This window comes from Nitrosomonas sp. Nm58 (genome assembly GCF_900107335.1).
Taxonomy (GTDB): domain Bacteria; phylum Pseudomonadota; class Gammaproteobacteria; order Burkholderiales; family Nitrosomonadaceae; genus Nitrosomonas.
On sequence record NZ_FNPQ01000065.1, the window covers coordinates 1 to 9,552 of the forward strand.

Genomic DNA, 9,552 nt, shown 5'->3' on the forward strand with positions numbered 1-9,552 from the left:
TGCGTATGTTATCGGTTGTCAGACGTAGTGCAGTCAAGGCAAGAACACAAACCATCAATCAACTCAGATCGTTATTAATCAGTGCACCGGATGATCTGCGTGAACGACTCTGGAAAACCAAACCGGAAGAATGCGTAGCAGGCTGTGCACGACTTCGGAAGGCAAAAGCCAATGTTTTGTATAAAACATTAGCTGCAACACTTCGTTTGCTGGCCAAACGCTGGCTAATCCTTTCAGCAGAACTAAAAGAGATCGATGTGACGCTTGATCGTTTGACAAGTCAATCAGCGAAGCGCCTTCTAAATCAGTTTGGAGTCGGGCCGCAAACGGCAGCGACACTTATTGCCGTAGCGGGAGATAATCCAGAACGTTTAAGGAATGAAGCGGCCTTGGCTGCGTTATGTGGAGTAAGTCCACTGCAGACTTCCTCTGGAAAAACTATCCGCCATCGATTAAATCGAGGAGGCAATCGATCTGCAAACAACGCGTTATGGACAATCGCGATGGTACGTATGCGTAGCGAACCAAGAACCCAAAGTTATGTGGCACGACGCGCTGCTCAAGGGATGTCAAACAAAGAAATTCAACGCTGCCTGAAGCGTTACATTGTTCGTGAACTGTATCCGCTTATTCTCGCAGATTTATCTGATGCTGCTGCAATTACTTGACATAGGAGCGTCAACGGTGTGCCACGAAGGCGCAAAGAAGGACGCAGTCCTTCGAGCAGCTATGTTGCATGAGAGATGAGGGTAGGCCCCTCGAAGTCTGGTTACAGGACTCGGCTTCAAACCACCACGAGCTGCTTCGATCAAAAGTCGCGGTAGTGAACGTCGTTGGAAAAGGCACTTGAAAGTGTCAGGTACGAATTAAGCAGATGAACGCAAGTGAACAGTCGATGACATGTCGAAAAGCAAACCAACCAACGTCAAAACCGGATAGCGTTGTTGATCCGGGACAGACCCTGAGGTATCCCCACAAAATATCATTAAGAAACAATGTATTGTTGGATGGAATTCAGATAAAAATAAGATCAAGCCGGTCTGAGCATAAAATTTCTTTCTAAAATAATAACCTGGAAGGATAAATTTATGTCGATTATTGAACTGCTGCATAACTTATTGAAAGAAAAAGTTCCCGGCATTCATGCTACCCGTCTCCAAGCTCTGATGGCTGCTGTTCAGGCTGGTTTGAAAGGAGCGTCTGTATCGATTACGCAGCTCGGGCGGTCGCTTTCCGGACCTGCCTATATCAAACACAAAATCAAGCGTATGGATCGCTTAGCCGGCAATTACCATCTCAACAGCGAACGCATGGAGATATACGGTGCTATGACCCGATGGCTATTGCAATCCCTGCCCATGCCCTTGATCCTTATCGACTGGTCGCCCCTGACAACAGATCAGCATCAGCAACGCTTACGAGCGGCTTTGCCTACGGGAGGGCGTTCCGTTACCTTGCACGAAGAAATTCATCCCGTTAAGAAACTGGGCAACCGTCGGATACAGCAGCGATTTCATTGCCTGAGTCAACCGGCCTAACGATTGGCTGGCGGCAAAGTCACTCTACGCTAAAGCCACTCGAACACCCAAGTGCTTAGGCTCGGCCCGTTGGGCACGTAGCCATCCGCTAAACGGTGAGCTGATGATTTTTTATAGGCCCGCTAGAGGTCGTAAACAGCTGACCGCCCAACATCATCCAAGCAAATCCAGTGCCAGTCGTAAACATGCCAAACGCGAAAAAGAGCCTTGGCTTCTGGTTGTATCTCCCTCGCTAAAAGCGTTTTCTGCAGTGTGGATCGTGGATTATTATCGAAGCCGTATGCAAATTGAGGAAGGCTTGCGAGACACCCAAAGTACACATTATGGTTTGGATTTTACCAGCGAAAGTCGGATTGAAGCCGAACGCCGAGCCAACCTGTTATTAATTGCCGCGCTCATCATTTTTGCGCTTTGGCTTACGGGGATATGTTTAAAAGGGACTGATATCGAGCGGCACATTAAGGTCAACAGCGATAGCTTGCCGCTATGTCGTTTTTGAATTATCCGCCTCAATGTTGGAGCAGGCGCAAGCCCTTTTAGTAGATTACTTCGATTCATTGGAGAGAGGGTAAATTCGTGGGGATACATCAGGGCATAACCCAATTATTATGCCGAATGGGCTATGTCTATAAAAAACTAAAGCTGGTACCAGGTAAGGCTGATACCGAGAAACAATGCGCTTTTGTGGAATGCTATGAAGAACTCAAGGCAAGCAAAGCACCTGAAGACCCCATTTATTTCATGGATGCCACTCATCCCCATCATAATCCGGTAACCAGCTACGGATGGATCAAACGTGGTCAGGATCGCGAAATTCGAAGCAACATCGGTCGGCAACGACTGAACATTAACGGCGCGATCAATACAGTTAGCCTACAGACCATCATACGCTATGATGACACCATCAACGCGCAATCGACTATCCAATTGTTTCAGCAGATCGAGGCACACCATCCAACAGCAGCGCATATTTACATTATTTGTGACAATGCGCGTTATTATCGATCCCAACTGGTCAATGATTATCTTAATGGCTCAAAAATAAAAACTCGTATTTTTGCCGCCATATGCACCTAACCTAAACTTAGCGTGAAAGAACCCATACTGAAGGCGAGCGCACCTCTGGCCGGCGAAGGCCATGATACGATGAGTCATTATCAGGTTCTGGCTTGTTTGCGATGTCAACCAGTACGCTGAAAAAACAGCATAGATAGTAAAGGCTGTTACCGTGACAACATATTTGCGGAGCAACTATGGCAAATGGCGAAATATGAGTATTTATATATTCTGGAATTTGATAGTTTAAAGGAGATAAAGCAAAGTTTAATTCAGTGGTTTGACTGGTATAATCAAGAATGTTTTCATCAAAATCTTGATAACTAAATACCTGATGAAGTCCGCTATCAAACTCAATCAAGCAATTTTTTAAGCTACCTGGGTTTGATTAATTAACCATGTTAGACTTTAATTTAATCTCAGATTGCCCAGTTAAAGAAAACTACTCTACAGATCCTTTTCGACTACGCCACAGTACCCCAACACTTTGTAAGCTTTGGACAAATAACCTATTAAAGGGTAGAATTCTGGCTTCTTGTAATAGGTCAATTAACAAAACTAAAACTGGAGAAAATTATATGGCAGTCACAACCGAGCAAAAAGCCCAGGTGATGAATGACTATCAAAGAGCCGCAGGAGATACTGGTTCTCCTGAAGTACAGGTAGCACTTTTGACTACTCGCATCAATGATTTGATCAATCACTTTAAAGCACATGCTAAAGATCATCATTCCCGCCGTGGCTTACTTAGAATGGTAAGTCATCGACGTAAATTACTTGATTACTTGAAAAAGAAGAACAGCGGTCGTTATCTTGCGCTAATTGAACGCCTTGGTTTACGCAAATAATTAACTTATTAGTTTTCTTTTCTAGCTCAGAGGAGCTTTAAGTAACTATTTAAACATTTTTAGCTAAATAATAAAAATAGGTTATAGCGCAGGGAAATAACCAGTCAAACAAGGATGATTACATCAATAAAGAAGGATTGCTAATTGAAACTGATCAAGAAAAGTATTACCTACGGTCGCCATAGACTTATTTTGGAAACCGGAGAAATTGCGAGACAAGCTCATGGTGCAGTAATGGTTACGATGGGTGACACAGTCGTATTGGTTACCGTTGTCGGAGATAAAAATACAAAACCTGGACAAGACTTCTTTCCATTAACCGTTGATTATCAAGAGAAATTCTATTCTGCAGGTCGCATTCCAGGTAGTTTTTTTAAACGTGAGGGTCGTCCTTCCGAGAAAGAAACACTCACCTCAAGATTGATTGATCGTCCTATCCGCCCATTATTTCCTGCTGGTTTTTATAATGAAGTCCAGATTGTTGCAACGGTTTTATCATCCGAAAGTGAAGTAGATGCTGACATACCCGCAATGATTGGAACTTCTGCTGCGTTGGTGCTTGCAGGCATTCCATTTGATGGCCCTATTGGGGCTGCTCGCATTGGTTATATCAATGATGAGTATGCACTTAACCCAACCACCACCGAGCTTAAGCAAACCCAGCTCAATTTAGTTGTAGCTGGAACACAGCAAGCGGTTTTAATGGTTGAATCAGAAGCAACAGAGCTATCCGAAGAGATCATGTTAGGCGCTATTATGTATGGTCATGAGCAAATGCAAGTGATCATTGATGCCATTAATGAATTCGCTGATGAAGCTGGCGTTACCGCATGGGACTGGAAATCAGCTGAGAAAGATCCTGTGTTAATTGAAAAAATTACACAATTGGCAGAAGCAGATTTGCGTAATGCATTCCAATTAAAACAAAAGCAAGTTAGAACTGAAACCATTAAAGAAATTTGGCAACGAGTCTACACAGAATTAGGTGTAGGTACGGAAGAAGGTCCAGACGAACAATCAGTCAAAGAGATCGGGTTTGAGCTTGAATCTCTGATCGTTCGCACTCGGATTCTCGATGGAGAACCACGCATAGATGGACGTGGAACAAGGACTGTACGCCCTATCTTCATACGCCATGGCGTGCTACCACGTACGCATGGCTCGGCACTATTTACTCGAGGTGAGACACAGGCTCTGGCTGTAGCTACATTGGGAACCGCTCGTGATGAGCAGAAAATGGATACCTTACAGGGGGATTATACAGAGCGCTTCATGCTTCACTACAATATGCCTCCTTTCGCCACAGGAGAAATTGGGCGGGTCGGCACTCCAAAGCGGCGTGAAATAGGACATGGGCGCCTGGCAAAACGTGCATTGGTAGCAGTACTTCCTCCACCTGAAGAATTCGGTTACTCGTTAAGGGTGGTTTCCGAGGTAATGGAATCTAATGGCTCTAGCTCCATGGCATCAGTCTGCGGTGGATGCCTTGCATTGATGGATGCAGGAGTACCCTTAAAAGCCCACGTGGCAGGTATTGCCATGGGTCTGATTAAGGAAGGAAATCGCTTTGCTGTACTTACCGACATTCTTGGTGACGAAGATCACCTGGGTGATATGGATTTTAAAGTAGCGGGCACCGAAAAAGGTATTACTGCACTGCAAATGGATATAAAAATTCAAGGAATCACCAAGGAAATTATGCAGGTAGCCTTGCTGCAGGCTAAAGAAGGTCGCTTGCATATCCTGGACATTATGAAGCAGGCTCTTCCTGCAACCCGAGAAAATATCTCGACACACGCTCCACGCATTATCAAGTTCAAGATCAATCCTGAGAAAATTCGTGATGTTATCGGTAAAGGTGGTGCAGTAATTCGCGCCCTAACTGAAGAAACCAACACGACGATAGATATAACCGATGATGGCACAGTCATGATCGCCTGCATCAATAGCGAGGGCGGCGAGCTTGCAAAAAAACGTATCGAAGATATTACTGCGGAAGTAGAAGTGGGTAAGATATATACAGGTGTAGTATTGAAGTTGCTTGATTTTGGTGCAATTGTCAGCATACTGCCAGGTAAAGACGGTTTATTACATATTTCTCAAATTGCTAATGAGCGCGTTGAAGATGTTGCTGCTCATCTTAAAGAAGGCCAATCTGTCCGAGTAAAAGTGCTTGAAGCCGATGATAAAGGACGACTTCGTTTGAGTATGAAAGCAGTTACGGTGGAAGAATCTGAAAGTTCAATCTCTTAGTTGAAAACCGCCTCTACCAGATCTGACACTAACTTCGTAAAATGAGCGTTATCGTATTTGAAACGAATAAAAGATAACGCTTATTTTACATGTTTGATTAATTGAGATCTTCAGCGTTCCATCCTGTTTGCATCCATCTGCTTTTTATGAGGCAAATATCAATAAAGCAGTCAAAGTAGTAAGGAAATGTGCAAAATGCCTTACTTATTTTTTTTCACCATACGACGCAAACGCCCCACCCCAAAAAATACGATCATGACTACTACGGGGATTGCAATCCCCGTGATTAATTCCACATTGATAGCATATCCTGCAGCTTTTGCCGCCTTAAGCCCATAGCCTACTATACCGAGTAAATAGTAACTCAGTACAACAACCGACAATCCCTCAACCGTTTCTTGTAAGCGTAGTTGTAAGTGCGCTCGATTATCCATGGATTTTAATAAATCGCGAATTTGTGACTCCATGGAAATATCAACACGCGTACGCAGCATCGATGAAGCACGTGTCACACGCAAAGAAAGAATCTCCAACTGAGAGCGAACCAGATCGAAAGTTCCCATCGCTGAAGTCACTCGCTGTTTTCTGAACTCATAAAGCATCTGCAACCCTTCAATACGCTCTTCCCTCAATTCAACGATACGTAACTGCATAATAGCGTAATAAGTTTGTGATGCGCTAAATCGATGGCTAGTCTGGGCAGAGATTTTCTCAATTTCGGAGGCCAGTCTTGTCAATTCACCAAGCAAACGTTGCTCGTCTTCAATACCACTCAATTCGTTACCGGTAATCAACTCAGTTAAGCGATCATCATAGCGTTCCAACTGCGGCGTTACATTACGCGTTAACGTTAACGGCAATATGGCCAGCATACGATACGTCTCAATTTCTAGCAGGCGCTGCACTAACCTCCCAACCTGACGACTGCGTAGATTATCATCATGAATTAAGATTCGACTAAAGCCATCTGCATGAATCTGATTATCACTCCAGACACTAGCACTCCCGCCCGACACTTTAGAACCAGTCACGGTGTTTGACGCAAAGAGGCCAGCCAGTTCACTCAGACTACGACTGGGGCGAGATCGATCATCCATCGCAATATGCGTCGCAACTAACACCTCACCCGGCAAGCTAGCTAACCAATCTTGAGGTAGATAGGTAATGGCGGGCTTAGCAAAAGGAATATCAAACGGACCCTTGCAATAAACCGTATACGTTGAATATTCGGTATGACGTTCCCATCGCAAACGAAAATCACCGAATTCAGTACTGAATTGGTCGAAGTGAGCATTAGGTGGCAAAATACCGTAACGATTACAAAGTTGAATTATTAATTGACGCTCCTGGTCGACCCATTGCCGATTAGACAAAAGCACCAAATGTGAAAGCTGAGCAGGAATACTTACCAATTCATAAACATTCGCGTTAAGCTCGGCATGAAGTTCCTGCCGCTCGGGGTATTCAGGAATACCTAATAGGTGCTTCTCGAGAAGGGTATGTTTATTAATAACTGTTTGCGAAACTAAAGGAGAAAAATCCATATCACTTAGCATCTCCGAAATCTATCAATATCTCCAGCACAGATTACCACGACATGGACTCAGGCGATATTTTAGTATCTGCTATTTTAAGATTTATAAAAATTCTGCTTTAGTAATATTCTTATTGAATTACCTCTCTTAATCCCATTAAGAGACAAAATACTAAAGCTAACAACGATAATGGCATAAAACTGTGTTCAATTCGCAAAAATAATGGATGAACACCCTACCCTGATTTTAAGGTAGCGTGTTCAGTGCTATGGCGCTATAGCGCCGCCAAGAATGCAACAAGATCAGCCTTCTCATCATCAGTAAGACCGATATTAAAACGAGTATTGTAAAACTCAACTACCGCTGGTAAATCAGGAGCAGAACCATCATGGAAATAAGGTGGTCTTGATGCTACAGAACGCAGAATAGCTCCTTTAAAGCGACCTATATCTCTCCATTTACCAGTAATCAAAGCACGCCCTGGGTCGGTTGTTTGGATAGTTTCACCAGTTGTTTTGTTTCTAAGTGTATACAGTGGCATATCCGGTGTACGACGCGACGCATCAGCGATACCAATATCCAGTGGCATCGGTGTTGAGTGATTGCCAGAATTGGGCGTATTATGGCAGGTTGTACATGTACCTGGAAGCACATCAATGTTGAAATCATCATTGATTCCTTTAACACCACTGATCTGGATTGGCTTTGTATTAAATAACGCTTGGCCACGCACAATGGCAGCGCGCGCATTTGTAACACTATCCGATGATTTATTGGGTTTAAAACTACTCCAGCTATCATAAAGTGACATTATCTTGGGATTAAAGGCCGCACCAGTTAGATAATCCCCAGCGAGGGTATCATTGATACCAAAGTAATAATCTTGCTTCAAAAGCGCTTCAGGCCCCCCACGCGCTCCCATCGCTGTCAGATTGCCGGCATCGTTATGCTGTATTTGTGCTGTAAACAACCCTGATTCAAATGATACGATCGCTTTACGTTCATCGTCAGTCAATTCCCGCAATGCTTCAGCATGACCCAATGTGGCATGATTAGCTTGAGTTGATAAATCAAAGGATACAGGAGAGAAACAAGTTGAAGTTCCACGAATGCAATCACTGGAATCAGGTATAAGCGTTGTTTCGCGACCATCCCACATTACAGTGCTTAGAAATTTAAGATTAGTGGTTGGCATTGGGCGTCTAAACAAAGACAACTCTATTTCACTCGCAAAACCATAAGGATCATCAGCTTCAATTAATTCGAATTCTGCATCAGCAGGAATACCGATCCCTACTCGTATATTTGCCTTATTCAGTAACATGCTGTATGCGTTGCGGCGTTGTTCAGCAGTTGACACGTCTGCAATAGGAGAATTGGCACCATCAACCAGTCGAAAGAGTGGATCTAAACCCTGTGTTTTTTCGAAGACCTCTTGCACTCCTTTGGGTGAAATCGTCCATCCTTGAGTAGGAGCATGGCAGGAAGCGCAGCTACGGCCATTCTCTCCTAAGCTTTTAAAAAACGGATTATTAAGATCAATAAAACCGGCCGTACTATAAGTTGCATCTTTGCCATGACTGTTAACCGCACCAAACATATTGGGCAGGCGATCAACACTACTACTATCGGCTGCAGATGCTGGCGCTGCCAGCATCATAAGTAAAGCGGGTATTGCTTGCAACTTGATAATTTTTTTACTAGACACTTCACACCCCCTCTACTTTGCTCTATTGTGTATAAAATTTAAAAATTAAGCTAAAACTTCAAAAACTTGATCTAGCGATCTCATTGCTAGGTCACGTAATCAAGCTTGAAGGCTATCGAATTGCTTAGCATTTCTACTGATAATCAGTAGTAATGCTAATAGGCAGATCGATAGAATAATCATGAAAGTATGATTCACAATACTCAAAAGCAGTATTCATGCCACAATATCTTTATGCTATTTAATCAGTTACTTATATATTATTTGTGAAAAATACAAGAAGGAATTGTCGTCAGTTTTTAGCTATATCTTGTATATGATTATAACTAGCTATTTTTGTTAGATTTGTTTTGTCTCTAATTAGGGACAAATTGTAAAAAATTGTGAAGGATATGAATAAAATTTTATCGATAAAAAAAGAATGTTTGCGGCTATTCCAGAAATTTATATACTTTGGATTTAATTGACAAGGACATTGTTGGCATCATGCATTGCCGTAATTTTTCTAAGAGTCTGTTCAAAATCTTTGCAGTAACAATGCCAAGAAAGCAAGATGGACGAACTGTAGGCTGGTGTTGAGTTTGCGTTCACAATTTTTCCACAGCCGCCGGCAT

The 9,552-nt window shown here is 43.1% G+C and carries 9 protein-coding genes and 1 pseudogene; 7 read left to right on the forward strand and 3 right to left on the reverse strand.

The genetic code is table 11. The features are described from left to right. The 7 genes from BLW34_RS13985 to pnp form a co-directional block, all read left to right on the forward strand. Positions 1–668, forward strand: a 668-nt coding sequence (locus BLW34_RS13985; protein ID WP_143037948.1) for a transposase, incomplete at its 5' end; no start/stop codon positions are given. Between the two features lie 420 nt (positions 669–1,088). Then, on the forward strand, positions 1,089–1,538 hold the full coding sequence (locus BLW34_RS13990) for a hypothetical protein (RefSeq protein WP_090580857.1): 450 nt from the start codon (positions 1,089–1,091) through the stop codon (positions 1,536–1,538). A gap of 103 nt (positions 1,539–1,641) precedes the next feature. Further along, on the forward strand, positions 1,642–2,037 hold the full coding sequence (locus tag BLW34_RS13995) for a transposase (RefSeq protein ID WP_090580860.1): 396 nt from the start codon (positions 1,642–1,644) through the stop codon (positions 2,035–2,037). Positions 2,038–2,114: 77 nt separating this feature from the next. Next, positions 2,115–2,615 (forward strand): transposase, encoded by a 501-nt coding sequence (locus BLW34_RS14000; RefSeq protein WP_143037949.1) that lies wholly within the window; start codon positions 2,115–2,117, stop codon positions 2,613–2,615. A 183-nt stretch (positions 2,616–2,798) separates the two neighbouring features. Further along, a complete protein-coding gene (locus tag BLW34_RS17535; protein WP_090543879.1) occupies positions 2,799–2,921 on the forward strand; it encodes an integrase core domain-containing protein in 123 nt (40 codons plus the stop codon). Between the two features lie 251 nt (positions 2,922–3,172). Further along, the gene (gene rpsO, locus BLW34_RS14010) at positions 3,173–3,442 is read left to right on the forward strand and encodes a 30S ribosomal protein S15 (RefSeq protein ID WP_090580866.1); all 270 of its coding nucleotides are present in this window, start codon (positions 3,173–3,175) and stop codon (positions 3,440–3,442) included. Positions 3,443–3,586: 144 nt separating this feature from the next. After that, positions 3,587–5,695, forward strand: a complete 2,109-nt coding sequence (pnp, locus tag BLW34_RS14015; protein ID WP_090580871.1) for a polyribonucleotide nucleotidyltransferase — start codon at positions 3,587–3,589, stop codon at positions 5,693–5,695. 200 nt (positions 5,696–5,895) lie between these two features. Here the strand turns inward: pnp and BLW34_RS14020 are convergent, their stop codons facing one another. The 3 genes and pseudogenes from BLW34_RS14020 to BLW34_RS15835 all read right to left on the reverse strand — a co-directional run. Then, on the reverse strand, positions 5,896–7,239 hold the full coding sequence (locus BLW34_RS14020) for a DUF3422 domain-containing protein (protein ID WP_090580874.1): 1,344 nt from the start codon (positions 7,237–7,239) through the stop codon (positions 5,896–5,898). Positions 7,240–7,504: 265 nt separating this feature from the next. Beyond that, positions 7,505–8,938, reverse strand: a complete 1,434-nt coding sequence (locus tag BLW34_RS14025; protein WP_256203813.1) for a cytochrome c peroxidase — start codon at positions 8,936–8,938, stop codon at positions 7,505–7,507. Between the two features lie 517 nt (positions 8,939–9,455). Continuing rightward, positions 9,456–9,552: pseudogene (locus tag BLW34_RS15835) on the reverse strand (IS5/IS1182 family transposase); the annotation flags it as partial.